Raw genomic sequence first — 25515 nt, forward strand, 5'->3', positions numbered from 1 at the left:
CCATGAGCAAGACAATACTGACCATCGACGATTCCGCGTCCATCCGCCAGATGGTGTCCATGACCCTGACAGCCGCCGGCTTTGAGGTCATCGAGGCCGCCAACGGAGCCGAAGGCTATGACAAGGCGATAGCCCAGCCCGTCCATGCGGTTCTGACCGATCTCAACATGCCGGTGCTTAACGGCATCGAGTTCGTGCGCAAATATCGCGCCCATCCGGCGAGCAAGGGGATACCGGTTATCCTCCTGACCACCGAATCCGACGACGACCTCAAGCGCCAGGCCAAGGAAGCCGGCGCCACCGGCTGGATCGTCAAGCCCTTCAAGCAGGACCAGCTTCTCGCCATCATCAAGAAGGTGGTTGGCGCATGAACGTTTCCGATCCCACCGATACGTTCCGCCAGGAAGCCCGCGAGCTTCTCGAACAGCTCGAAGCCGGTCTGCTCGATCTCGAACAGGATCCCGCCAATTCCGATCTGATCAATTTCGCGTTCAGGGCCCTTCACACGATCAAGGGGTCGGGTGCGATGTTCGGCTTCACACGCGTTGCCGAGTTTGTCCATGAATTCGAAACCGCCTTCGATCGGGTCCGCAAGGGTCAAAGTGCCGCCAACAAGGCGCTCATTGAAGTTGCGCTCGAAGCCAAGGATCACATTCATCGTTTGATCGAAGAGCCCGATGCCGAAGTTTCGGGCGGCAATGAAATTCTCGCGACGCTGCGCATCATCGTGGATGGCGGTACTCCTGCGCGGGAAAGCGACAAGGTTGTCGAAGCGCCGCTTGCCGACACTGCACCCTCGGCCGATGCGCCGACATGGTGGCGGCTGGTCTTCTATCTTCCGTCCGACTGTCTTGCCTTCGGCACCAATCCGATCCTCCTGCTCGAGGAACTCGCCGAGCTTGGGCCCAATCGGGTCCTGGCCCTGACCGACCGCATCCCCGATCTCGACAGTCTCGATCCCGAAGTCCCCCATATCGGCTGGCAGGTCGATATCGAGGCCGCCGATCCCGCCGCGGCGATCGACGACATTTTCATGTTCCTGCGCGACAGCATGGAGCTGACCCTGTCTCGGCTCGAAGATGCGGCCCCCGCTTCCGACGCGGATGTCCCTGAGGAGGTCACGCCCGTTGCGGTTGCCGAAGCGCCCGCAGCGACCGCGAAACCACCCGCCAAGCGCACCAAACCGGCAGACAGGGCAGAGCCCGACCGTACCGCTGCCACCTCCCTGCGCGTACCCGCCGAACGGCTTGACGAATTGATGGATCGCGTCGGTGAACTGGTCATCGCCCAGGCCCGCCTGACCCAGATTGCCGCAACGAGTTCGGATACGGCGCTCAAGACGATCGCCGAGGAACTCGAACGCCTTTCCTCGGGGCTCCGCGATACCTCCATGGGCATCCGAATGGTGCCCATCGGCTCGCTGTTCGGCCGGTTCCGGCGCCTCGTGCACGATCTGTCCGGCGAATTGGGAAAGCCCATCGAATTCGTGACCGCCGGCGAGGACACGGAGCTCGACAAGACAATGATCGAGCGCCTGGCCGATCCGCTGGTCCACCTCATCCGCAACGCCATGGACCATGGGCTCGAAAGCGCCCAGGCCCGGGCGGCATCCGGCAAGCCGGCCAAGGGCACAGTTCGGCTTTCGGCTGTTTATTCGGGCGCGGAAGTCGCCATTTCGGTGTCCGATGACGGGGCCGGACTCGACGCCTCGCGCATTCGCGCCAAGGCCGAGGAAAACGGGCTGATAACGCCCGACACCAAGCTCACCGAGCAGGAACTGTATCACCTGATCTTCGCGCCGGGCTTTTCGACAGCCAAGGAAGTGACCTCGCTTTCGGGTCGCGGCGTGGGCATGGATGTGGTCAAGCGCACGATCGACGGGCTGCGCGGCACCATCGACCTCACGACAATCCCCGGTCAGGGCACCACAGCGACGCTGCGCCTGCCTCTGACACTGGCCATCATCGATGGCATGCTGGTGCGTGTGGGCAATGGCCGCTACACGATCCCGCTGGCCGCCGTCGAGGAGTGCGTGGAACTGCCCGAAGGCATTGAAGCGCACGCCAAGGGGCGCAATTTCCTCGATATACGCGGCTCGCTCGTGCCCTATCTGCGATTGCGCGAAGTGTTCGGCACCTCGGCACCTCCAGAGCCTTTCCAGAAGGTGGTCATTGTCTCGTCGGGCGATGGCAGGGTGGGGTTGGTTGTCGATCAGATCATCGGCAACAACCAGACCGTCATCAAGCAGCTCTCCAAGCTGCATTCGTCGATCAAGTCCTTTTCGGGCGCGACCATTCTGGGCGATGGCACAGTGGCACTGATCCTCGACACCGCTCACCTTGTCGCATCCGGCCAGCCTCAGGGCGAAGGCTACAGCCTGAGCGGGAGGGCCGCATGAGCACCCCAGCCACGTCTATGAACGCCCTGACCATCCGCCTCGACGATGAACTGTTCGCCGTCGAAGCCAGCCAGGTGCGTGAGATCCTCGATCTCGTGCCGATCACCGAAGTGCCCAATACCCCAGCCTTTGTGGGCGGGCTCATCAATGTGCGCGGACGCGTCGTTCCGCTCGCCGATCTGCGCGTGATGTTCGGCATGGAACGGCCCGAGCCCGACGAGGACACCCGCATCGTCGTCATGGAGGTCAATATCGGCGGCGAGCCCACTGTTGCCGGCATCCTTGCCGACAAGGTCCACGACGTCACCGACATAGAGGCCGCCTCGATCGAAGAGGCACCCAAGGTCGGCATGCGCTGGCGGCCCGAATTCGTCAAGGGCATCGGCAAGCGCAATGGCGGCTTCATCATCATCCCGGACATGGAACGGATATTTGAAACACCGGGCGATAGAAATTCGCCCGCTGCAGCATCAGAAGAAAGGTCTGCACTGTGAGACTAACGATCAAGACAAAACTGGCGACCGTGTTCGGCGTGGTCGTCGCCCTTTCGGCAGGAAGCATGTTCATTGCCCTGCAGAATTTGGGGCAGCTCAACACCGAGCTCGAAACCATTGTCAATGTCCGGTCGGCCAATCTGGTCACCTCGGCGGAAATGCAGACCAGCCTTGAAAGCCTTGGCTCGCGCATCCGCGCCCAGATCCTGACCACCGACCCCGTGGTAAAGGACGATTATGTCGCCTCGATCCGCAGCGACTACGACGAACTGGTCGATGGCCTTGCCGCCCTCGATGCCAATGCACAAGACCCCTTCATCCGTGAGCAGCTGCCGGCATTTGGCACAAAGCTCGAAGAGCTGTGGGCCTCGGTCAACCGGGCGACCGAGTTGACACTCAAGAATTCCGATGCGGCCGCGCTCGCCGTCAGCCGCAGTGACGGCAGCGGTACGCTTGGCGTGTTCGAGGAGACCATGGCGGCGCTACGGACCTCGTTGCAGCGCAAGGTTGACGCTGGCGATCTTTCGGCTTTCCCCGCCTATCGGGCCGCCACTGAAATGTTCCTGACCGGTACCGACATGTTCCGCCAGCAGCGCAACGTGCTTCTGGCCGCATCGCAGGACCGTGAGCTCCAGGAAACATGGCATGCCGATTATTTGACCGGCGTGCAAGCCAATGCCGAACGAATACCGGACATGCAGCGCACGATGCCGATGTCGGACATGGCGTTGTTCAACGCCGCCCGCGACGCCTATGACGACATGGTCGCCGCCATGGACAGCGCCGTGGCCATCAGCGTCGAAAACGGCGATTATTTTGCCTTGGAAGAGCTGGAAAGCGCCAGCGTGCTGCGCCGTGAGGCGGATGCGATCCTGCAGGCCATGATCGATCGCAACCAGGACATCATGGTTCAGGCCGACGCCGAGGCTCAAGCGCTCTATGAGAGTTCGATGCTGCTGCTGATCAGCCTTTTGGTTGGTTCCGCCCTCATCGCCGCCCTGGCCGCCACCTGGATCGTCGTCTCGATCTCCCGGGCTCTTTCCAGCGCCGTGCGTCTTGCAAATGATGTCGCCGACGGCAATCTCAACGCCACCGCCGACAACAAATCCGACGACGAAGTGGGCGATCTGATCAAGGCGCTCAACGCCATGACCGCCAAGCTGCGCGAAGTGGTCGCCGAGGTCACCGCAGCGACCCGCAATGTCGCCGCCGGTTCCCAGGAAATGTCGGCAACCGCCGAACAGCTCAGCCAGGGCGCCACCGAACAGGCCTCCTCGACAGAAGAAGCCTCGGCCTCCATGGAGGAAATGGCTGCAACCATCAAGCAGTCGGCGGACAACGCCTCCCAGACCGAAAAGATCGCCCGCCAGTCCGCGGCCGATGCCATCGCCTCGGGTGAAGCCGTCGACAATGCGGTCAGCGCCATGCAGACCATCGCCGAAAAGATCATGGTGGTGCAGGAAATCGCCCGCCAGACCGATCTGCTCGCTCTCAACGCCGCCGTGGAAGCGGCCCGTGCGGGCGAACACGGCCGCGGCTTTGCGGTCGTGGCGTCCGAAGTACGCAAGCTTGCCGAACGTAGCCAGGCCGCGGCGGCCGAAATCTCGACCCTTTCGGGCGACACGGTCAAGGCAGCCCAGTCGGCCGGCGAAATGCTCTCCAAGCTGGTCCCCGACATTCAGCGGACTGCCGAACTCGTCGAGGAAATCTCGGCCGGCAGCCGTGAGCAGAATGCCGGTGCCGCCCAGATCAACACAGCTATCCAGCAGCTCGACAAGGTGACCCAGCAAAACACCTCGGCCGCCGAGGAAATGTCTGCAACCTCCGAGGAACTGGCCAGCCAGGCCGAACAGCTCCAGGCCGCGATCGGGTATTTCCGCGTCGACGGCAACGCTGTACCCGCCCCGGCCAATTCGGTTGCCGCCCCTTCGGCCAAGCCCGATCTCAAGCGCGAGATTCTGGCCGGTGCCCCCCATATGAAAAAGGCGCCCACAAAGGGTTCGGCTTCTTCGGGTGGCGGGTTCGACCTCGATCTGGATGAAGGCCAGGACGATCTGGACACCCAGTTCACCCGCCGCGGCGCGGCCTGATCGGGACCTGTCATGGCTGAACAAACCCAATATGTAACGCTCGGTGTCGCGGAGGAAATCTTCGCGGCGCCGGTCGCCACGGTCCAGGAAATTCTGGACATGCTGCCCATAGCCCGCCTGCCGCGCGCGCCCGAGAACCTGCTCGGCATGATCGATGTGCGTGGCAAAGGGGTGCCGGTGCTCGATCTGCGCCTGACCCTTGGCATGGACCCGGCGGACGATACCGAAAACACCCGCATCGTGGTGCTTGCCGTCAACGGGCCCGACGGCGCGGTGACTGTGGGCCTGCGGACCGACAAGGTGTTCGAGGTAACTGTGCTCGATACCGAAACGCTCGACCCTGCGCCCACCGTCAGCGCCGGCTGGAGCGGGCACTGCATCGCGGGTATCGGCCGCCGCAATGGCCGTTTCGTGACAGTGCTCGATCTGGACGGCTTGCTCGGTGACATCGTCAGGCAGCCCATTCTCGCAGCGTGATTGCGTTTTCGGCTGGCCCAACCTCCCGGCCAGCCGCACGCCATGGAGTTCATTCTTTGTCCGCGTTAGCCCGCCTCAAAACCGATATCGAAGATGACGACCGTCTGAGCGAAGCCGATTTCCAGCGCATTTCAGCGCTGATCGGCCGCGAAGTCGGCATCAAGCTGCCTCCCACCAAGCGCCTGATGGTTGAAGGGCGACTGCGCCGCCGGATGCGTGTGCTGGGACTGGCCAGCTTTTCGGCCTATGGCGATCATCTTTTCAGGCAGGGCGGGCTTGATGGCGAACTGCCCTACCTCATCAATGCCGTCACCACCAACAAGACGGATTTCTTCCGCGAGCCCGAGCATTTCGATCTCATGGAAAGGTTGATGGTGCCCAATCTTCTTGAGGCAAGGCGCAACGAGCGCATGCCGCTGCTCAAGGTGTGGAGCGCCGCCAGCTCCACCGGCGCCGAGGCCTATACCGCCGCCATGGTGCTTTCCGATATCGCTGCCCAGCGGCGCGATTTCCGCTTTGCCCTTCTGGGGACCGATATTTCCACCGACGTTCTCGACCAGGGGCGAAGAGCCGTCTATCCGGCCGAACAGATCGTACCGGTGCCGCCGGCAAAACAAAGCCGCTATCTGATGTTCGCCCGCAAGGCCGGACCGCGCCCTGAAGTGCGCATCGTGCCTGAACTGCGGCGCCTTGTGCGGTTCCAGCGCCTGAACCTGATGGCCGGCACTTATCCTTTCGACCGTGACGTCGATATCATCCTGCTGCGTAACGTTTTGATATATTTTGAAAAGTCCGATCAGGAAGCGGTCATCAATCGCCTGGTGGGCCATTTGCGCCCCGGCGGATATCTGCTGCTCGGCCATTCTGAATCGATGATCGGCACATCGGTCACCATGCGCCAGGTTGCGCCCGCCGTGTTCCAGAAGACCGGGGCATAGCGCGATGAGCGAAAAAATCCGCGTCCTGATTATCGATGACAGCGCCTCGGTGCGCTTAACGCTGAGCGATATCATTTCCGCCGATCCCGATCTCGAGGTCATGGCGACCGCGTCGGACCCCTATGTCGCCGCCGAGCGCATTCGCCAGGAAGTGCCTGACGTCATTTTCCTCGATATCGAACTGCCGCGCATGGACGGGCTGACCTTCCTGCGCAAGATCATGTCCCAGCGTCCCATCCCCGTGGTCATCTGCTCAAGTCTGGCCGAGGCCGGCTCGGACACTTTCATAGAGGCGCTCGAGGCCGGTGCCGTCGACGTGGTTGCCAAGCCGCGCGTCGATACGGCTCAGTTCCTCCAGGAATCGCGGATGCGCATTTGCGATGCGGCCAAGGGTGCGGCCCACGCCAAGATGGCTGGTATGAAAAAGCAGGCTCCGGCCCTGACCGTCGAATCCAAGCTCACCGCCGATGCCATATTGCCCGCCGTTTCCGAAACGCGGCGCAAGAGCCTTATCGAACGCATTCCCGTGACCGAACCGATTGTGGCCATCGGTGCATCGACCGGCGGCACCGAAGCGCTGCGCGAGATTCTCGAGGCCCTGCCGGCCAATTGCCCGCCCATCATCATCGTGCAGCACATGCCCGAAAAATTCACCGGCGCCTTCGCCCGCCGTCTCGATGCGGGCTGTGCGATGTCGGTCCGGGAGGCGCAGGACGGCGAAATTGTTCGGGCCGGGCAGGTGCTCATGGCACCGGGCAACCATCACATGATGCTGGTGCGCAACGGCTCACGCTATACCGTAAAGATCGCCGACGGACCCCATGTTTCGCGGCACCGTCCCTCGGTCGATGTCCTGTTCCGTTCCACCGCACAAACCGCGGGCCGCAACGCATTGGGCATCATCCTCACCGGCATGGGCGATGATGGCGCGCGTGGCCTGCTCGAAATGCGCGAAATGGGCAGTCCCACAATTGCCCAGGACGAGGAAACATCGGTTGTTTTCGGCATGCCCAAGGAAGCCATCCAGCGCGGCGCCGCCGGCAGGGTCCTGCCGCTTGGAAAAATCGCCGATGAAGTGCTGGCCTTCGGCCACAAGGCCCAACGGCCGGGAGAAAACAAGTGATGACGACACCAACGGCCGTACGCCAGCTTGCAGCCGATCTGAGCGCCCAGCGTGAAAAGATCGAATCCGCCTTCGTATCGGTGGGCGGATGCCTTACCCAGGGCGCCGCGCTTCTCAATGCCCTCACAAATCTGTTCGACGCGCTTCCCGATGCCTTGAGCGGCGCCGAGGTCCAGCAGGCCACGGGCCATCTTGAAGCCGTCGCCAGCCGGGCAACCGCGCTTTCGGACGTTTTTGGGCAGGAAAGAGCCGATCTCGAGCGTCTTTTCGACGTGGTCAGCGCCGCCAACCTGCCGATCTCCGATCTGCACCGCACGATCAAGATGATGGGCATCGTTTCGATAAATGCCCGTGTGACCGCCGCGAGCATCGCCCAGGACAGCGATGATTTCGATGTGTTCACCACCGACATCGCGACGCTTTCGGAATCCGCCACCCGCACCCTCAAGGAATTTTCGCACGCCTATCGCCAGCTCGTGATCGAGGTCGATGCCGCGGTCGGTCAGCGCAACCGCTTCGAGGCGGCCCACGCTCACACGCTGTCCGATCTGGCCGGACGCTTGACTGCCACATTGCGGGCCCTTGAAAACCAGCGGGCCTCCGCCGTCGACGGCAGCGCCGAAACCAGCCGGTTGTCGCGCCAGATCGTCGGGCAGATCGGCAGCGCAGTCATGGCGCTGCAGGTCGGTGACGCACCCCGCCAGCGGCTTGAGCATATCGAGACCGGATTGGAGCATCTGGCTGCAATTTTGTCGGGCGAGCCCGTCTTCGATACCGAAGCATCGTTCGAGGACCGCGAGCCTGCGCTTGATGCGATCGCCGCGCTCGAACAGGAACAACTGGCCGATACGGCTCGCGATTTTGCCCTCGAGGTCGGCGATGCCGAACGTTCGCTGGCCGCGCTGGCCGCCGATGCCGAAACCATAATGGCGCGCAGCCGCGGGCAATATGGCTCGGACGTCGGCAAGACATCCTCGATTGCGAGCCTGAGCGAACAATTGCGGGCCGCCGTATCCATGCTCGCCGATTTCGAGGCCGAGCGCGCCAAGCTCGAAGCCGTCGCGGCGACCGTGCAACAGACCGTGGCGGTCTTGCTCGGCCATGTCGAAGCGGTCCAGGACATCGAGGCCAATATGCGCCTGGTCAGCCTCAACGCGGCGGTGCGCTGTGCCCAGCTTGGGCCGCGCGGCGCCTCGCTCACTGTAATTGCCACCCAATTGCGCGAACTCACCAGCGAAACCGTGATTGCCGCCGAAAGCGCCGTCGACTGGCTGAGCCAGTCCGCGGCGCTCGCCAATGCCTTCGGCACCAGCGCCGATGGAGCCGGCAAGGGCAAGGGGCTCGAAAAGGACGCCACTCTGGCACTCGAACTGCTCTCCGGCCTCGATCGGAAGCTGGCCGTGGCGCTCGAAAGCCTCGATACCGACGGCACCAGGGTCATCGCCCTGCTCCAGACGGCGGCGAATGGGCTCGACGGGCTCGGGACACTTTCCGAGGCCATGGACGATGTCAGAATGCAGATTGCCGGTCTGGCTCCAGACGCGCCGTCCGCCGAACCCACGGAAAATATCGCCCTTATTCTGGCCGGCCTGCGCCGCCTTTATACAATGGAGGCCGAACGCTCGGTCCACGACGCGCTTTTCGGCTCACCCGCTCCGATCGCCGCCATCGACCAGCCCGCCGAAGACGATTTCGGCGATTTCATGGTGCTCTGAGGGACGCTTCGCTGGTTCGGAAAACTGCACCCTGGACCACTCCTCAGCCCCGCCAAAGGCGCAATGTCGACCTCTGCCGCTGGCCCGGCTTGACAGGGCCGCGATCCGCATGGGATAAATTTAAATCGTTTGCAAAAACACAAAAGCCAAATTGCAAACGTTTTAAATGGAGGAAACGCCCTTGCAGGCCGCTCGTGCGCGCACGCTCAAGGAACTTGCTGAACGGCTTGGGGTCTCGGTGACCACCGTGAGCCGGGCACTGGCCGGGCATGAACAGATTGCGCGCCGCACCCGTGAAAGGGTTGCGCAGGCGGCCCGGGACATGGGCTATGTCCCCAACATCGCAGGACGCCAACTCGTCTCGGGGCGATCCAACTTCGTGGGTTTCATTATCCCGCTGCGCGGACCCAATTTCATGGATTCCTATCTGGGGGAATTTGTCACCGGGCTGAGCGAGGGGCTGGTCAGCCACGGCATCGACCTCATCATCGCCACGGTCCAGTCCGGCCAGTCCGAACTCGACGTTCTGCGCCATCTCGTGGAATCCGGGCGCGCCGACGGCGTGGTCATCCCCCGTATCGCCGCCCAGGACGAGCGCGTGGAATATCTCTGCCACCACGATTTTCCCTTCGTGGCCCACGGACGCGTCGAAAATCCCGAGCTCACCTATAGCTGGCTCGATGCCGACGGACAGTCGGCTTTTGAAGAGGCGTTCGATCTCCTCTACGCATTGGGTCATCGCCATTTCGGGATCGTCTCGATCTCCGAGGAGATGACCTTCCGCAATCTGCGCGAGCGCGGGTTCAAGCTGGCCATGGAGCGGCGCAACGATCCCGAGCTTCGCCTCGATATCGTGCGCGCCCCGCGTTTCGATCGCGGCGAGATGGTGTCGGCCATCGGCCGGCTGCTCGATGCGCCCAACAGGCCCACGGCCATCATGGGCCTGTTCGACGAAATTGCATTGACCATCATGGACGAGGCCAAACGGCGCGAGATCTCCATTCCCCGCGACATGTCCGTCCTCGGCTTCGACAACATCGCCGCATCCGCCTATGCCCCGCCCGGCCTCACGACTTTCGAGGTCGAGACCCGATCCATGGCCCGCGAGATCGCGCACATCCTTGTGCGCCGGATCGAGGGCGAACCGGCCGGACAAGGCAATACGCTGATCCGGCCCACGCTTGTTGCGCGGGCCAGTCACGGACCAGTGCCCCTCAACGGGCACTGACCGCCGCTTCTACTCATGATTTTATCGATTTACGGGAGGTTAAAAACGATGAAAACATCAGCCAGATATCTTATTTCCACCGCACTGGGATTGCCGTTGGCCCTTGGCGTTGTCGCCTCGGCCAACGCCCAGATCCTGTTCTGGTCCAACCAGGCAGCCCCCATCGAGGAAACCCAGGCCATGCGCGAGCAGGTGCTGGCCGGATTTGATGGTGAGGTCGACTTCCAGACCCAGGATACCGGCCCGTTCCTCACGCGCCTCGATGCCGAGCTTGAAGCCGGCAGCGGATCGATCGGTGTCGTGGGCGCGCTTCATGGCGAACTTGCCAGCTATACCGACAACTGGACCGATCTTTCCGATCTCGACCTCGGCGATGTGAGCGTCAGCCCGGCCTTTCTCGAACTGGCCCATCTGGGCACCGACGAGCTCAAATATCTGCCCTGGATGCAGGCAAATTACGTGATGGCCGCCAGCACCCAGGCCCTCGACTATCTGCCCGAAGGGGCCGATATCGACGCATTGACTTACGACCAGTTCGTCGATTGGATGGAAGTGCTCGCCACCGAAACCGGCTCGCCCAAATTCGGCTTTCCGGCCGGTCCTCAGGGCCTCAAGCATCGCTTCTTCCAGGGTTTCCTGATCCCCTCCTATGCCGGTTCCACAGTAACCAGATTTGGTTCGGATGAAGCGGCGCAGGGTTGGGAAATGTTCCGCGAACTCTGGCAGTACACAAATCCCGCCTCGACCAATTACAGTTTCATGCAGGAACCGCTGCTCGCCGGTGACGTGTGGGTTGCCTTCGACCACGTCGCGCGTCTGGGCGAAGCCTTCAACCAGCGCCCCGACGATTTCGTGGCCTTCCCCGCGCCATCGGGTCCGGTAGGCCGGGGCTTCATGCCGGTTCTCGCCGGCATCGCCATTCCGGCCGGCTCGCCCGATATCGAACAGGCGCGCGCTCTTGCCACCTATATGATGCAGCCCGAAACCCAGGTGGCGACGCTGCTCGCCACCAATTTCTTCCCCACCACCGACGCCGCGCTGCCCACCGACCTGCCGCCATCGGCCCAGGCGCTGGGTGCCGCGATCACCACCATGACCAGTTCCGAGGACGCACTCCCCGCCCTGCTGCCGGTGGGTCTGGGCGATCTCGGAGGGCAGTTCAACCAGGTCTATGTCGATACCTTCGAGCGCATCATCCTGGCCAATCAGGATATCGCACAGGTGCTCGAGGAACAGTCCAACGCCCTGCGCGACATCATAGATCAGGCGGGCGCCCCGTGCTGGGAGCCCGACGAGCCCTCCGAAGGCCCGTGCCCGGTCGATTGATCGTTCCCGTTGCGCGCGGCACGTCCTCGTGCCGCGCGCGATCTCTCCCCCGCCCGGACGCTTCGGTGTGTCGGGACGGTCCCAAGAGCGCATAGAGGCGCAAGAGCATCGCCATGCCCAATAAAGCCCTGCCCTATCTGCTGCTGACACCGGCGCTTCTGTTCTTGCTGGTGTTCTTCCTCTATCCCTTCGTCCAGATCGCCGTTCTGGCGTTCAGCGGGCCGGACGGGTTCACCATGAGCCATTTCCAGCGCATGGCCACCCATTGGAAGTTCGGCACCGCGCTCACCAATACCCTCATTCTCACGGCCATCATCGTGCCGGTCCAACTGGCCCTGGCGCTCTCGATGGCCTCGATCGTGACCCGCCTCAAAACCGGACGCAACACGATCCTCTACATTTTTGCCATTCCGCTCGGCCTGTCCGATCTGGCGGCCGGCATCATCTGGCTGGCGATTTTCGAGCAATCGGGATTTCTCAATTCCCTGCTTGTGGGGCTGGGCGTGACCGATCAGCCGCAACTCTTTCTGGGCTACCAGAACATCGGCTGGATCTTTGCCGCCGTCATCATCGCCGAGATCTGGCGGGCCACAGCCATCATGATGGTCATTCTGGTCTCGGGCATGGGCATCATTCCAAAGGAATATTACGAGGCCGCCGAAGTGTTCGGCGCCTCGCCCTGGAAGCGGTTCTGGAAGGTGACGCTGCCCCTGCTGCGGCCCAGCCTGCAGACCGCGCTCATCCTGCGCACCATAGCGGCATTCGAAGTGTTTGCCGTGGTCGTGGCCCTGGGCGGCACCACGCTTCCGGTGCTGATGGGCGAAACCTACCAATGGCAGTTCGCGCTGCGCGACCGTTCGGTCGCCGCGTCCTATGCGCTGGTCATTCTGGTGATCTCGATTGCCGCAACGCTGGTCTTCCTGCGGATGCTGCGCGTGCCTAGGGAGGCAAGGATATGAGCACGGTTCAAACCAGCACAACGGGTGATGCTCCGCGTCCGGTCGGCGAAGCGGGGCGGGCGGGCAGATTCGTTTTCGCGGCAGCGGTTTTCCTGCTTTGCGCCTGGATCCTGGTGCCGCTTTACCTGCTGTTCGTCAACACATTCTCAGCCCCTTCCGAAGTGTCGGGTTTTCCCAAATCGGGCATTCCCAGTTTCGACATGGCTTCGGTTCAGTTCTTCCTCTCGTTCGCGGGCGTGGGCCAGGCCCTGTGGAACTCGGTGCTTGTCGCCGCGCTCACAATGATTTTGTCCGTGCTGCTGGGCGCTCCCGCCGGCTATGCGCTGTCGCGCTTCGAGTTTCCCGGAAAAGAGATATTCCGGGTGCTGGTGGTCATGACGCGCGCCTTCCCCCTGCCGCTTCTTGCGCTGCCGCTGGCCGTCATGTTCATCCGCACCGGGCTCGATGATACGGCGATCGGGCTCGCCCTGGTTCACACGGTTCTGGCGCTGCCCTTTGCCGTGCTGATCACCTTTTCACTGTTTTCGGGCATTCCCCTCGAACTCGAGGAGGCAGCATGGACGCTGGGCTGCAACCGGCTCCAGGCCTTCATCAAGGTTGTGCTGCCCCTCGTCCTGCCCGGCATCGTGGCATCGGCGGTCTTTGCCTTCACCATTTCCTGGAACGAGGTGTTCGCTGCCTCGGTGCTGACCATCGAGAACCGCACGCTCACCGCTTTCCTCGTTCAAAACCTCAACGTCTCGCCCCTGCATCTCAAATTCGCCGGCGGCGCCGCGCTCGTACTGCCGGCACTCATCTTCATCTTTGCCGTTCGCAAATATCTGTTTGCGATGTGGGGCATCGCCAATCGATAGGACGGTCCATGGCTGAAATCGTCATCAAAAACGTCGCCAAGAGCTTTGGCTCCTTCAAGGCGCTCCATTCGGTGGACATGACAATCACCGATCAGGAATTCATGGTTCTGCTCGGGGCGTCGGGCTGCGGCAAGACAACGCTTTTGCGCATCATCGCCGGTCTCGAGACACCCACCCAGGGCGAGGTCTGGATCGGTGGGCGCCGCGTCGATCACCTGCCGCCGCGCCAGCGCGGCATTGCCATGGTGTTCCAGAACTATGCTGTGTTCCCTCACCTTACGGTGTTTGAAAACATCGCTTTCGGCCTGCGCATGCAGAAACTGCCGCATCCCGAGATCGAGCGCCGCGTCGTCCGTACCGCCGAACTGATGCATATCGAGCAGCTCCTGAAGCGCTATTCGGGCCAGCTTTCGGGCGGGCAGCGCCAGCGCGTCGCCGTCGCCCGCGCCCTCGCCATGGAGCCCGACGTGATCTTGATGGATGAACCGCTTTCCAATCTCGACGCCCTGCTGCGCCTCGAAATGCGCGCCGAACTCAAGGGTGTGCTGGCCGAATCGAAAACCACGACGATCTATGTCACCCACGATCAGGTCGAAGCCATGAGCCTTGCCGACCGCATATCGGTGATGAATGGGGGGCGGATCGTCCAGAACGATACCCCCGTCGAAATCTACCGCAATCCCGCAGCGCGCTTTGTTGGCAGCTTCATCGGCAATCCGCCCATGAACTTCATTCCCGCAAAAAGGGTCGGCAACGGCCGTTGGCGCGTGGCCGGCATTGAAATGGACGGGCCGCAGATCGATCGCGAGAACATCGAATTTGCAATCCGCCCCGAGGATGTGGAAAGCGCCGGGCAGGGGTTCTCCGCGACCGTTCGCGTCGTCGAGCCGCTCGGCGCCCACACGCTTGTGACCTGCGAGGTCGATGGCAAGCCCTTCCGTGCCGTTCTCGATTCCGATCTCAGGACGGCCCCCGGCGAAATCCTCACGCTCGGGCCGGTCGCTGCGCGTGTGCGCTGGTTCGATCCCGATACCCAGGCCGCCATTGCCGCCTGACCCTCTTGCTCCAATTGCGACGTCCCACATACCAATGACAGCGACACAGACTATCGACCCCCGAGACCACGCCATCGCCGTGCTCAAGGAAAATGATCGCGGCACCTATACCGTGCCGACAAAAGGGCTCTATCCGTTCCAGTGGAACTGGGATTCCTGCTTTACGGCGATTGGCCAGGCCCATTTCGACCAGAACCGCGCCTGGACCGAAATCGAGACCCTTTTCGCTCATCAATGGCCGGACGGCATGGTCCCCCATATCGTCTTCCACGTTTACGACGATGGTTATTTTCCCGGCCCCGACGTGTGGCGCACCAATCGCCCGGTCAAGACGTCGGGAATCACCCAGCCGCCCATCGCCGGCTTTGCCCTCAGGCGCCTCTATGAAATGAGCACCGACAAACAGATGGCGGCCACGCGCATCAAGGCATTGCTGGGCCCGATCCATCGCTGGCATCAATGGTTCTATGCCTGCCGCGATCCCCATGCCCAGGGCCTTGTCGCGATCATCCATCCCTGGGAGGCCGGGCGCGACAACTCGATCGATTGGGACGAAGCGTTTGCCCGCGTTCCCACCGACGGCATCGATCCCTATGTGCGCCGCGATACCCAGCACGCCGATCCCGCCCATCGCCCCACCAAGGAGCAATACGACCGCTACCTCTGGCTGGTGCAGCACTTCCGCGATCTCGATTGGGACAACACGAGGCTTCATGACGCTTCGCCCTTCCAGGTTGTCGATCCCGGCTTCAACGCCATCCTGATCCGCTCCTGCGCCGATCTCGCCGAGATGGCCCAATTGTTGGGCGAAACGGAGATCGCCGAGCAGAATCGCATCTGGGCCCGCACAGGCGCGCAGGCGCTCGAAGCGCTCTGGAGCGATCCGCACGGGCAATATCTCTGTCTCGACCGCGTGACCGGCCGATTGATAGACAGCGCCTCGATCGGCGGCATCATGGCGGTCATCGCCGATATCCCGCCCGCCCGCGCCGCAGCGATTGCCCGGACCATCGAACGCGAAGCCGAAAGGGCCCGGTTCGTCGTCCCCAGCCATTCGCTGGACGATCCGCGCTTTGACTCCAAGCGCTATTGGCGCGGCCCGGTCTGGCTCGTGGTCAATTACCTGATCGCCACGGGCCTCAAATCGGCCGGCGAGGTCCGGACCGCCGAAAAAATCGTAAGATCGTCCCTCGATCTGATCGCACTTTCCGGCTTTGCCGAATATTACGATCCGCTCGACGGCGAGCCGTTGGGAGGCCGCACCTTCACCTGGACGGCGGCCGTGGTGCTCGAATTTCTCGCCGGTCATCCCGTGGGTGCGCGATGACCATCCTGGCCCTTGGCGCCCATCCCGACGATATCGAGATTTTCATGTTCGGCACCCTCGCCGCGTTCAAAGCGATGGGGCAAAAGCTCGTCTTTGGCATCGCCACCGACGGCGCCAGGGGTGGCACGGCAGATGGGCTGGCTCAAACGCGGGCCCGGGAGGCTCAAGCTGCGGCTGGCCTGCTGGGGGCCGATCTGCGCTTCCTTGGCTTTGCCGATGGCGCCCTGATGCCCGATGCCGCGCTTGTCGAGAGCCTGCGCGGCCTCATCGAACAGACCCGGCCAGATCTGATCCTCACCCACGCTCCCAACGATTATCACGGGGACCACCGCGCCCTCTCGCAGGCCGCCAGCCTCGCGTCCTCGTTCAAGGTGCCGCTCGCCTTTGTCGATACGCTTTACGGGACCGGCTTTACCCCCACCCATTATGTCGAAATCACCGGCCATATGGCGCTCAAGGAACAGGCTATTCTGTGCCACGAAAGCCAGGACCCCGGCCGCTTCATCGAGATGGCAAGACTCCAGAACCGCTCCCGGTCGGCCCAGTGCTATAGGCCCGATGGCTATGCCGAGGCCTTGCGTTTCGAGCCGCGGGCGCCCTTTGCCGACATTCGCGGCCTCTTGCCACCGGCCCCGTCGGTCAATGCGGTCTGGGACCGGTCCAGGGGCAAAAAAGCCTAGAGCATTTCAGCGCTTCTTCGAATCGCCCCAATTGCTCCAAGTCCTTGTTTTGTCGCGCTTCCGAACCGGATAAGTGCTACCCACTTATCCTGGAAGCGCGCTAGAGCGTGTCCAGCAAAAGTGGAAACGGTTTTGCGGTTCGGACACGCGATAAAACAAAGGCTTAGAGCCAAGGATTTGATTCAATCAAATCCTGAACGGCTCTAGCTGTGGTGCCTCAACAGGTTGTCCTCGGTCAGGCCGAGGCGACTGATGGGTGGCTTGGAGTTTAGGCTGCCATGGGGTCTGTGCCAATTGTACATATGGTTCCAGATTGGCAGATGGGCAGCGCGCTGATCGGATGTTTTGTAGGCGCGGGCATAAGCCCATTCCCTGATTGCGGTCTGGATGAATCGTTCGGCCTTGCCATTGGTTTGGGGCGTATAGGGCTTGGTGCGGATGTGTGTGAGGCCCAATTGGCGGCAGGCATCGCGGAAGGCGCGGGACTGGTAGCATGGCCCGTTGTCGGTCATCACCCGCTCGACGGTGACCCCCAAGAGTCGGTACCAGGCGAGGGCGGCCTTGAGATGGGCGACGGCACTGACGGCCTTTTCGTCAGGGTGGATCTGGGTAAATGACAGCCGTGAATGGTCGTCGATAGCGACATGGACGAACTCCCAGCCGGGCGCAGTGCCGTTTCCGCGCTGGCTGCTCTGCCGGCGCCGGTCACCGGTGATGCGGTGACCGCTCCGATTGAATTTGCCCAACTTCTTGATGTCTATATGGATCATCTCGCCGGGACGCTTGCGTTCATAGCGACGCACCGGCTCGGCCGGGTCGATGTCTCTTAGCCGCGAAAGGCCGGCCCGCTTGAGCACTCTGCTGACCGTGGCCGGCGATACGCCAACCTCCATGGCGATATGGTTGCCGGTCCACCGTAGACGCCGCAGCGCGATGACGCGCGCGATGGTTGTTTGCGGGACAGGGCAATGTAGCCGGTGGGGCCGCGACGAACGGTCGGTCATGCCCGCTCGGCCCTCTGATGTGTAGCGCTCTACCCAGCGCGCCACGATTTTTGGCGATACACCGTAGCTCCGCGCTGCCTGGGCTTTGGAAAGACCGCCTTCGATGACGCAAAGCGCCATCTCCTCTCGACGCAGCGGCGTCAGACGGGCATTCTTGTGGATGTTCATTCGGACCCTCCGGTGAGTGCTGAAGCTTGGTAACTCCAGTCTCCCCGTTCCGGTCCGAATGGACAACCTATTGAGAGCTCACATCTAGCTCCCCGGCTCGACGCGCGGCGCCAGCACCGGGTCGGATGCCAGAACTGCCGCCGCGTCGTCTTCGGCGTCGAGCATGGAGGCCACCCGCTCCAGCGCCGCGATCAGCATGAGCTGTTCCCATTCCTCGAGATTGGAAAAGGCGTCGTGAAACTGCGCGTGTGCGCCGTCCGGTGCGATTTCGAGGATTTTGCGGCCTCTATCGGTCAGGCTCAGCCACACCTGCCGCCGGTCCGTCTGCCCCTTGCGGCGGGCGACCATGTTGAGCGCTTCGAGCTTGTGGATCAGCGCGGTGGTTGTTGCCTGGGTAATCCCCATGCGCGCCGCCACCGAGCCGGCCGTATGTTCAAGGCCATCGTCGAGCAACTGCATGAAGATGAGCTGGGATGGGGTCAGGCCCGTCTCGCGCATCAGCGCCTTTGAATTAAGCTCGGTCTTGCGCAGAATTTTGCGCAGCGCAGAAAGCGCGGTTTTTGTCGGGGCTTGCACGGCGCGGCTTGGCTCCAGGACGAGTGTGTTCATGGTCTTTACCTTTGCTTGCCTTCTCTCCCAAGCCCCAACCGGCGGCGGGTCCGCGAAATCGTTTAGATAAACCTAACGAAATTCACAAGAACCTTTGGCTTTTCACAGCAGATTTACATCAATACATAATTGTCAGAATGCCAGATAAGTTCCTGAAATAGCGGAATAATACGGATTGTGGCGCAATTCGGAACATTTTTCACGGGTTGACATTTAGTTTGAACAAGCTAACTAACTGCACGAACGCAAATGGAGGCATCCCATGAAACTCGCAGCAGTCAGCGACACGGACCTCAGCGCCGACCCGCGCTCATCCATCAAGATTCGCGCTCCCAGGCGCGAGGATGGCGCCGGTGTATGGCAGCTTATTGCCGATACGACCTCGCTCGACGACAATTCGATGTATTGCAACCTGCTCCAGTGCAGCCACTTCGCGTCCACCTGCGCGCTGGCCGAAATGGACGGCGAAATCGTCGGTTGGGTATCGGGCTATATCCCGCCCGAACACCCCGACACCTATTTCGTCTGGCAGGTCTGCGTGGCCGAAAAGGCCCGCGGCAAGGGCATGGCCAAGCGCCTGATCAATGCAGTGCTCGCCCGCAAGGTTTGCGCTGACGTCATTCAGGTTCAATCGACCATCACCAAGGACAACAAGCCCTCATGGGCCCTGTTCGGGTCGATCGCCGAGACGCTGGACACCGATCTGGTCCGTCAGCCGCACTTCAAGCGCGACGACCATTTCGCCGGCCTGCACGACACCGAATTTCTTGTCACCATCGGCCCGTTCGAGCGCGCGGCTCTGCCCGTTCGTTCTGCCGCCTAAAGAGACAAGGGGCGCTGCCGCCACTGACTGCGGACCGGCGGCGCCATCAAATCTCATGCAGGCAAGAATTCCGCTCATTCCAAATTCCGCCGTCCCGCTCGAAGCGTCCCCGGCAAAAGTGGAAGACACTTTTGACGATCGGGAGCGCGATACGAGAGAAACAAGGAGACAAGGCACAATGACTACGACACACGAAACATTCGATCGCGTCGAGAGCCAGGTTCGCTCATATTCGCGCAGCTTCCCCAAGCTCTTCGGCAAGGCCAAGGGCTCGATCATTTACGGCGAGGACGGCCGCGAATATATCGATTTTCTCGCCGGCTGTTCCTCGCTGAATTACGGTCACAACGACCCCGACATGCAGGCGGCTCTGGTCGATTACGTCACGTCCGACGGCATCACCCACGGGCTGGACATGTTCACAAGGGCCAAGGAAGAGTTCCTCGTGGCCTATGAGAACATCATCCTCAAGCCGCGCGGCATGGATTATAAGCTCATGTTCACCGGTCCCACCGGCGCCAACGCCGTGGAAGCGGCGATCAAGCTGGCCCGCAAGGTGACCGGGCGCACCAATGTGATCGCCTTCACCAACGGCTTTCACGGCATGACCCTTGGCGCGCTCGCCGCGACGGGCAATGCCGGCAAGCGCGGCGGTGCCGGGATCGACCTCAATGGCGTCCATCGCGCGCCTTTCGAGGGCTATTTCGGTCCTGACGTCGATACCGCCGACATGCTCGAACAGATGCTAGACGATCCTTCGGGCGGCATCGATGCCCCCGCCGCGATCCTCGTCGAACCCGTACAGGGTGAGGGTGGCCTGAACGCCGCGTCGGGCGAATGGCTCAAAAAGATCGAAACCATCGCCAAAAAGCATGGCGCGCTGTTGATCCTCGATGACATCCAGGCCGGGTGCGGGCGCACGGGCACGTTCTTTTCGTTCGAAGAATTCGGCCTTGACCCCGACATCATCACCCAGGCGAAATCGCTCTCGGGCATGGGCCTGCCATTTGCTTTGACGCTTCTAAAGCCCGAGCACGACATCTGGAAGCCCGCCGAACACAACGGCACCTTCCGGGGCAACAACCATGCCTTCGTTACCGCCCGCGTGGCGCTGGAAAAATTCTGGCGCGACGATGCCTTCGCCAATTCGGTCAGGGCCAAGGGCGAGCACTTGAAGACCCGGCTCGGCGCCATCGCCAAGCGCTACGGACTGAATCTGCGCGGCCGGGGCATGATGATGGGCATCAACACCGAACAGGGTGATGTTGCGTCCGACATCTGCGCCAAGTGCTTTGAAAAGGGCCTCATTATAGAGACCTCGGGTGGCCGCGACGAAGTGGTCAAGGTCCTCTGCCCGCTCACCATCGATATCGCCCAGCTCGACAAGGGTCTCGACATCATCGAGGACGCGTTCGAAGCTGTGCTGGCCAAGGATGTTTCGCGCGCCGCAGCCGAGTAACCGGCGGCGCAGCGACCCGCAAGAAAGAAAAAGGAATACAAAATGATCGTTCGTGATCTCGAAGACGCCCGCCAGGGCGACCGGCTCGTCAATTCCAATGGCTGGGACTCCACCCGCTTGCTGCTGGCCGGCGATGGCATGGGCTTTTCGTTTCACATAACCCGCATCCACGCCGGCACCAGCCATGAGTTCCACTACAAGCACCATTTCGAGAGCGTTTATTGCGTCTCGGGCGATGGTGAGATCGAGGATCTCGAAACCGGCACTGTCTATCAGATCAAGCCCGGCGTGATGTATGCGCTCGACAAGAACGACCGGCACCGCCTGACCGCCCGCGAGGAGATGGTCATGGCGTGCTGCTTCAACCCGCCGGTGACCGGCACCGAAGTCCATCGTGAAGATGGTTCGTACGCCCCGGCCGCCGAGTTGGCAAAAAGCGCGTAAGGCGCACCCACAAACCCCGAACCAAGGAGTAGAGGAAGCAATGACACTCTCTGCAGTTCACACCCGATCGGACGCCTATCCCACACGACTTGCCGAAGAAAACTGGCTCGAGCGCAAGGACCCGGTATTCTGGGGCAACTGGACGCCCCAGGCGCCGCTGACCCGCGCTCAGACCGAAGAATTCGACAAGAATGGCTTTCTGGTCCTCAACAACGTGTTTTCCCCCGCCGAGGTGGCCAAGCTCCAGGCTGAATCGCGCCGCCTGCGGTCCGGCGAGGCAGGCCTCAACTCCGATAATGTGGTGACCGAACCCGACTCGGATGCGGTGCGCACCATTTTCCGTCTTGAGGACGAGAGCGCGCTGTTCAACCGCGTTGCCCGTGACGAGCGGATTGCCGGAAAAATTCGTTTCCTGCTCGATGACGATCTCTATCTGCACCAGAGCCGCCTGAACTATAAGCCCGGCTTTACCGGCAAGGAGTTCTACTGGCACTCTGACTTCGAGACCTGGCACGCCGAGGACGGCATGCCGCGCATGCGGGCCATTTCCGCCTCGATCCTTTTGACCGACAATGATGCGCTGAATGGGCCGCTTATGCTCATGCCCGGCTCGCACAAGCATTACGTGTCCTGCGCGGGCGAGACACCGGACGACAACCATAAATCCTCGCTCAAAAAGCAGGAAGTGGGCGTCCCCAGCCATAAGGCTCTGTCCGATCTGGCTGAAAAGTTCGGCATCGAATACGCGTCGGGCAAGGCCGGAACGGTGATCCTGTTCGAATGCAACACCATGCACGGCTCGAACGGCAACATCACCCCGTTCCCGCGCTCCAACGCGTTCTTTGTCTATAACGCATGGTCCAACCGCGTCGAAGAACCGTTCGCGGCCAATAAGCCCCGCCCTGACTTCCTTTCGAACCGCGACCCCAAGGGTCCCTTCGAAATCGTTTCGGGCAAACTCGAATAGCCCCTGGCGGGCCATGAACCATCCGGCGGGACAAACTCCCGCCGGGCACCCGACCATTTGGAGGGAACAAGTGACAGCCAAGACCCATACAGTCGAAAAGATCGGTGGCACGTCGATGTCGCGCAGCCAGGAGCTTTTGCGCACCGTGCTCGTCGGCGACAGGAAGGGCCCTGAGCTCTATAATCGCATTTTCGTCGTGTCCGCCTATGGCGGCATGACCGACGCCCTGCTCGAACACAAAAAATCCGACGAGCCCGGCGTTTATGCGCTGTTCGCCAGCGCGGAAAGCGGCTGGCAATGGGGCGATGCGCTCTCTTCTGTTGCCTCGAAAATGGTCGAGAAGAACGCCGAAATCTTCCCCGACGCCGCAACGCGCGAGCAGGCCGACAAATTTATCCGCGAGCGGATCGAAGGCGTGCGCTCGTGTCTGATCGACCTTTCGCGCCTGTGCTCGTTCGGCCATTTCCAGCTCGAAGCCCATCTTCTCACTGTGCGCGAAATGCTCTCGGCTCTGGGCGAAGCGCAATCGGCTTTCAATACCGCCCTGCTGCTCAACCAGAACGGGGTCAATGCCCGCTTCATCGATCTGACCGGCTGGCGTCAGGATGGCGAATTGCCGCTCGACGAACATATCGCGCGCCAGTTTTCCGGCGTCGATTTCGCCACCGAGTTGCCCATCGTCACCGGCTATGCCCAGTGCGCCGAACAGCTCATGAAAACCTATGACCGCGGCTATTCCGAAGTGACCCTGTCCCGCGTTGCGGTGGTGACCGGCGCAAAGGAAGCGATCATCCACAAGGAATTCCACCTGTCCTCGGCCGATCCCAAACTTGTCGGTTCCGACAAGGTGCAGGTGATCGGCGAGACCAATTACGACGTCGCCGACCAGCTCTCCAACATGGGCATGGAAGCCATCCACCCCCGCGCGGCCAAATCGCTGCGCCAGGCCGGCATTCCCCTGCGCGTGACGAACGCGTTCGAACCCGATCACCCCGGCACGGTGATCATGAGCGATCTCGAACCCAGGACGCCGGGCGCCGAAATCATTACCGGTCTGAAGGGCGTGTTCGCGCTCGAATTCTACGATCAGGACATGGTCGGGGTGAAGGGTTACGACACAAAGATCCTCGAATCCCTGACGCGCCACAAGGTCTGGATCATCTCCAAGACCTCGAACGCCAATACCATCACCCATTATCTCAAGGGCTCGATGAAGGCGATCAAGCGGGTCGAGACCGATCTGGCCCAGGCCTTCCCCACGGCCACAACCACCCTGCGCAAGCTGGCGATGGTTTCGGCCATCGGCCGCGACCTGGGCGGCGTCCGCATCCTGCCGCGTGCCATTGCCGCGCTCGACGAGGCGGGGATCGAACCGATCGGTTTGACCGACATGATCCGCAAGGTCGACCTGCAGGTGCTGGTGGAAGAAAAGGATTTCGACGCCGCGATCATCGCGCTCCACAGAGGGCTCGTGGAAGAGCGCGCCGAGCGCAAGGCGCGGGCAGACATTCGTCGCGTTGCCTGATGGATGCCTCCGATGGCATCGCGACGACAGGCCGGTCCCCTCCCGGGGGGCCGGCTTTTTTCTTTCCTTAAAAAGGCGGTTCGGACCGAAACACCACGGGTTCTCCCCCGCTGGGATGCCTGAATCCGAGTTCGGCCGCGTGTAATTGCAGCCGGTCGGCAGCGGCAAGCGCCTCCCCGGTCGCATAGAATTCATCGCCAAGGATCGGATGCCCGATCTCTTTCATATGCACCCGCAATTGATGCGTGCGCCCCGTGATCGGGATCAGTTTGAGCCGGGTTGCGCCATCCTCGCGCCCTATGACTTCCCAGCGCGTCTGGCTGGCCCGGCCGCGCGCATGGTTGACCTCCTGGCGCGGCTTGTTCTCCCAGTCCGTCGCCAGCGGCAGATCGACGAGCCCTTCGTCCTCGGCCACATGGCCCCAGACCCGCGCGATATAAAATTTCGTCGTTTGGCGATATTCGAACTGCTTGCCGATATGGCCGTGCGCGCCCTTGTGCCTGGCCATCACGATGATGCCCGAAGTGTCCTTGTCGAGTCTGTGGATCGTTCCTGCGCCCGGAAACCGCTCCAGCGCCCGGCTTTGCAGGCTGTCGAACAGCGCCGGGTCCTTGCCCGGCACGCTCAATAGGCCCGAGGGCTTGTTGAACACCACGATGTCGGCATCCTCGTGGAGGATGTCGAGCCAGGGGTCGGTGGGTGGCCGGTAGCTGAAGGTCTTGGGCATGGGATTGAGCATGGCGATGCTCTATCAGCATTGGGTCCGCCCGAAAAGTTACCCGCTCGCCCCATTGTGGCCCACAATTTGCCACATCCGCTCCCATTATTGTGAAGTGTGTGCTATGCGCGCTGCTCAGGGTTCAATTTCTATTTCGGGTCTCATGCTTGCAAAACGGCTGATCGCGCTGTTTGCCGTCCTCGTTCTGGGGTTGTCGGCCGTGCCTGCCAACGCGCAGAGCCACACCCGTGCCGAAGTCGAGGTTCTCGCCCAGTATTACGCCCAACATTACGGCGTTCCGCTCGAACTGGTCCGTCGTGTGATCAACCGTGAGAGCACCTTCAATCCCGCGGCGCGCAACGGGCCCTATTACGGGTTGATGCAGATTTTGCCCGAGACGGCCCGCACCATGGGCTTTCGCGGTCAGCCCTCCGATCTGCTCAACGCCGAAACCAACCTTATCTACGCCGTCAAATAGGCAATGGCCAGCCATGACCGCGCCGTCCAGCTCTACGCAAAGGGCTATTATTACGAAGCCAAGGCCGCCGGCCTGCTCGAGGAAACGGGCCTGCGTCCCGGTCCCGCGAGCCCGGTCGCTCCGCTGCCGCCCACGGCCGCCGAGCCGGTGGGCGCCGCCATAACGCCGCCGCCCGTCGCCGATGTCGTCGAAACGGTCGAAATTGCCGCGGCCGACACGGTGGAGGCCGCGTTCGAAAGCACTCCGCTGGGCTTTTTGCCGCCGTCACGCCCAATGGGGCTGGAACTCGAAGAGCCCGCGCCCTCGCAAACCGATGCGCTGGTTGCCATTGCCGCTGCTCAGGCACCAGCAACTGTCCCCGCACGTCCGCAGGGTGAGACGGTCGAGCCCGAACCCGAGCGCCTGGCCTACGCCCAGTATCGCGCCTCCAGCGACGTGCCTCAGCCCATGCTGGCGCCGGGAGCCGAAACACAGTTGCGGCCCTCCCTTGATCTTGTCGGCGATACATTTGCGCTGCTCGATTCTCTGGCCAGCCCCCAGCGCTGACCGTGCCCGGTTCGCGACACTGCGAACCCAATCGTCCTCGCTCCGGGATCGGCGGGGTTGCCGTTAACCCCCGTTGTGCTAGGATTTTGGTCAAATTGGAGCGATCGAGC

The 25515-nt window shown here is 62.0% G+C and carries 25 protein-coding genes; 22 read left to right on the plus strand and 3 right to left on the minus strand.

From position 1 onward, the window contains the following. The first annotated feature begins 2 nt into the window (after positions 1-2). The 15 genes from KKY_RS17910 to KKY_RS17980 all read left to right on the plus strand — a co-directional run bounded on the left by KKY_RS17910 (position 3) and on the right by KKY_RS17980 (position 16664). Positions 3-371, plus strand: coding sequence for a response regulator (locus KKY_RS17910; RefSeq protein ID WP_014132799.1), 369 nt, complete (start codon positions 3-5; stop codon positions 369-371). Next, the gene (locus KKY_RS17915; RefSeq protein WP_014132800.1) at positions 368-2398 is read left to right on the plus strand and encodes a chemotaxis protein CheA; all 2031 of its coding nucleotides are present in this window, start codon (positions 368-370) and stop codon (positions 2396-2398) included. The genes KKY_RS17910 and KKY_RS17915 overlap by 4 nt, the downstream gene beginning before the upstream one ends. Continuing rightward, positions 2395-2892 (plus strand): chemotaxis protein CheW, encoded by a 498-nt coding sequence (locus tag KKY_RS17920; protein ID WP_041528886.1) that lies wholly within the window; start codon positions 2395-2397, stop codon positions 2890-2892. The genes KKY_RS17915 and KKY_RS17920 overlap by 4 nt, the downstream gene beginning before the upstream one ends. Then, positions 2889-4982, plus strand: coding sequence for a HAMP domain-containing methyl-accepting chemotaxis protein (locus tag KKY_RS17925; protein ID WP_014132802.1), 2094 nt, complete (start codon positions 2889-2891; stop codon positions 4980-4982). The genes KKY_RS17920 and KKY_RS17925 overlap by 4 nt, the downstream gene beginning before the upstream one ends. Positions 4983-4994: 12 nt before the next feature. Further along, positions 4995-5459 carry a chemotaxis protein CheW gene (locus tag KKY_RS17930; RefSeq protein WP_014132803.1) on the plus strand — a complete coding sequence of 155 codons (465 nt, stop codon included), beginning with the start codon at positions 4995-4997 and terminating at the stop codon, positions 5457-5459. A gap of 56 nt (positions 5460-5515) precedes the next feature. Next, entirely contained in the window at positions 5516-6397 is an 882-nt protein-coding gene (locus tag KKY_RS17935) for a CheR family methyltransferase (RefSeq protein ID WP_014132804.1), read from the plus strand. 4 nt (positions 6398-6401) lie between these two features. Continuing rightward, on the plus strand, positions 6402-7520 hold the full coding sequence (locus tag KKY_RS17940) for a protein-glutamate methylesterase/protein-glutamine glutaminase (protein WP_014132805.1): 1119 nt from the start codon (positions 6402-6404) through the stop codon (positions 7518-7520). Further along, complete coding sequence (locus KKY_RS17945) at positions 7520-9235, plus strand: coiled-coil domain-containing protein (RefSeq protein ID WP_014132806.1); 1716 nt, start codon at positions 7520-7522, stop codon at positions 9233-9235. The genes KKY_RS17940 and KKY_RS17945 overlap by 1 nt, the downstream gene beginning before the upstream one ends. Positions 9236-9416: 181 nt before the next feature. Then, positions 9417-10463, plus strand: coding sequence for a LacI family DNA-binding transcriptional regulator (locus KKY_RS17950; RefSeq protein ID WP_244404031.1), 1047 nt, complete (start codon positions 9417-9419; stop codon positions 10461-10463). A gap of 48 nt (positions 10464-10511) precedes the next feature. After that, positions 10512-11789, plus strand: a complete 1278-nt coding sequence (locus KKY_RS17955; protein WP_014132809.1) for an ABC transporter substrate-binding protein — start codon at positions 10512-10514, stop codon at positions 11787-11789. 113 nt (positions 11790-11902) lie between these two features. Continuing rightward, complete coding sequence (locus KKY_RS17960; RefSeq protein ID WP_014132810.1) at positions 11903-12748, plus strand: carbohydrate ABC transporter permease; 846 nt, start codon at positions 11903-11905, stop codon at positions 12746-12748. Continuing rightward, positions 12745-13602, plus strand: coding sequence for a carbohydrate ABC transporter permease (locus KKY_RS17965; protein ID WP_014132811.1), 858 nt, complete (start codon positions 12745-12747; stop codon positions 13600-13602). The genes KKY_RS17960 and KKY_RS17965 overlap by 4 nt, the downstream gene beginning before the upstream one ends. Before the next feature lie 8 nt (positions 13603-13610). After that, on the plus strand, positions 13611-14657 hold the full coding sequence (locus KKY_RS17970; protein WP_014132812.1) for an ABC transporter ATP-binding protein: 1047 nt from the start codon (positions 13611-13613) through the stop codon (positions 14655-14657). Positions 14658-14691: 34 nt separating this feature from the next. Then, positions 14692-15984, plus strand: coding sequence for an MGH1-like glycoside hydrolase domain-containing protein (locus KKY_RS17975; protein WP_041528888.1), 1293 nt, complete (start codon positions 14692-14694; stop codon positions 15982-15984). Continuing rightward, positions 15981-16664 (plus strand): PIG-L deacetylase family protein, encoded by a 684-nt coding sequence (locus KKY_RS17980; protein WP_014132814.1) that lies wholly within the window; start codon positions 15981-15983, stop codon positions 16662-16664. The genes KKY_RS17975 and KKY_RS17980 overlap by 4 nt, the downstream gene beginning before the upstream one ends. A gap of 203 nt (positions 16665-16867) precedes the next feature. Here KKY_RS17980 and KKY_RS17985 read toward each other — a convergent pair whose 3' ends face one another. Together KKY_RS17985 and KKY_RS17990 are read right to left on the minus strand one after the other, a co-directional pair. Beyond that, positions 16868-17836, minus strand: coding sequence for an IS481 family transposase (locus tag KKY_RS17985; protein ID WP_014132815.1), 969 nt, complete (start codon positions 17834-17836; stop codon positions 16868-16870). Between the two features lie 84 nt (positions 17837-17920). After that, complete coding sequence (locus KKY_RS17990) at positions 17921-18445, minus strand: MarR family winged helix-turn-helix transcriptional regulator (protein WP_014132816.1); 525 nt, start codon at positions 18443-18445, stop codon at positions 17921-17923. 262 nt (positions 18446-18707) lie between these two features. Between KKY_RS17990 and ectA the strand changes: the two genes are divergently transcribed. From ectA to KKY_RS18015, 5 genes are all read left to right on the plus strand, one after another. Next, entirely contained in the window at positions 18708-19268 is a 561-nt protein-coding gene (gene ectA / locus KKY_RS17995; protein WP_014132817.1) for a diaminobutyrate acetyltransferase, read from the plus strand. A gap of 178 nt (positions 19269-19446) precedes the next feature. Beyond that, the gene (ectB, locus tag KKY_RS18000) at positions 19447-20727 is read left to right on the plus strand and encodes a diaminobutyrate--2-oxoglutarate transaminase (RefSeq protein WP_041529638.1); all 1281 of its coding nucleotides are present in this window, start codon (positions 19447-19449) and stop codon (positions 20725-20727) included. 42 nt (positions 20728-20769) lie between these two features. Then, entirely contained in the window at positions 20770-21171 is a 402-nt protein-coding gene (locus KKY_RS18005) for an ectoine synthase (protein ID WP_014132819.1), read from the plus strand. Between the two features lie 40 nt (positions 21172-21211). Next, positions 21212-22138 carry an ectoine hydroxylase gene (gene thpD, locus KKY_RS18010; RefSeq protein WP_014132820.1) on the plus strand — a complete coding sequence of 309 codons (927 nt, stop codon included), beginning with the start codon at positions 21212-21214 and terminating at the stop codon, positions 22136-22138. A 70-nt stretch (positions 22139-22208) separates the two neighbouring features. Further along, complete coding sequence (locus tag KKY_RS18015; RefSeq protein WP_014132821.1) at positions 22209-23663, plus strand: aspartate kinase; 1455 nt, start codon at positions 22209-22211, stop codon at positions 23661-23663. 67 nt (positions 23664-23730) lie between these two features. Here the strand turns inward: KKY_RS18015 and KKY_RS18020 are convergent, their stop codons facing one another. Continuing rightward, entirely contained in the window at positions 23731-24402 is a 672-nt protein-coding gene (locus KKY_RS18020; RefSeq protein WP_014132822.1) for a pseudouridine synthase, read from the minus strand. A 142-nt stretch (positions 24403-24544) separates the two neighbouring features. Here KKY_RS18020 and KKY_RS20905 point away from each other — a divergent pair, with 142 nt between their 5' ends. Both KKY_RS20905 and KKY_RS20910 read left to right on the plus strand, forming a co-directional pair. Beyond that, positions 24545-24859 (plus strand): transglycosylase SLT domain-containing protein, encoded by a 315-nt coding sequence (locus tag KKY_RS20905; RefSeq protein ID WP_014132823.1) that lies wholly within the window; start codon positions 24545-24547, stop codon positions 24857-24859. 3 nt (positions 24860-24862) lie between these two features. After that, complete coding sequence (locus tag KKY_RS20910; RefSeq protein ID WP_014132824.1) at positions 24863-25405, plus strand: hypothetical protein; 543 nt, start codon at positions 24863-24865, stop codon at positions 25403-25405. Positions 25406-25515 lie beyond the last annotated feature (110 nt).

The organism is Pelagibacterium halotolerans B2, from assembly GCF_000230555.1.
Classification (GTDB): Bacteria; Pseudomonadota; Alphaproteobacteria; order Rhizobiales; family Devosiaceae; genus Pelagibacterium; species Pelagibacterium halotolerans.